General features: G+C 45.2%; 1 pseudogene. It reads right to left on the reverse strand.

Features of this window, described 5'->3' with window-relative positions:
• Positions 1-737: pseudogene (locus tag ACG59Z_RS18740) on the reverse strand (hypothetical protein); the annotation flags it as partial.

Here is a 737-nt window from a genome sequence, read left to right on the forward strand (position 1 = left end):
CACTGTTACCTGCAAAGGTAATCGGTTTAACCACTTCATTGTTCAGGTTAGTTAAGGCATCACCGACATTGTTGGCATTAACGGTTGTACCGTCAGTTTTAGTGGTGACATAAGTTGGTGAGCTTACCGCACCTGTAGTGCTGTCATAGCTTGATCCACCGCCCAGATTATTGGCTGTGCTGTTGCCCAAGGCATCGGTTTTGTTATTGCTTGAGGTACTTAATGCATCAAGCTGGCCTTTGTTTACTGCATCGGTAGCATTGGTGCCTGCCGCAACATTGGTAATCTTCTGATTACCCGCATTAATCCCTGCAGTCGTTACACTTGGGCCACCAGTAATAGTTAAGCCACTGTTATCAACTTTAGTGTTACCTACTGTTAAGCTACCCACATTGGTTAATGCAATGTTGTCATTCACATTGTATTTATAGGTATTGGTTGCTGAGTCATATACTGCTGTGGTGTTGGTTCCATCTGCAAAGTTAACCGTTTCACCCAACTTCACATTGTCAGGTGTACCACCATTGACACTAAAGTTCAGGCCTTTATCTGCTGTCGCTTGTGCAGCAGCAGCATTGGTCACTGCCGTGTTTGCCGTATTTTGAGCTGATGCCGCATTCGTTACTGCTGTGTTTGCAGTGTTCTGAGCAGTGGTCACGTTCTGATTCGTGGTATTTAACTGACTACCATTCACTGCATCTGTAGAACTTGCAGAAATGGTGCCTGCTGCAACGTTG

It is taken from the genome of Acinetobacter sp. ABJ_C1_1, from assembly GCF_044684115.1.
GTDB lineage: Bacteria > Pseudomonadota > Gammaproteobacteria > Pseudomonadales > Moraxellaceae > Acinetobacter > Acinetobacter nosocomialis_A.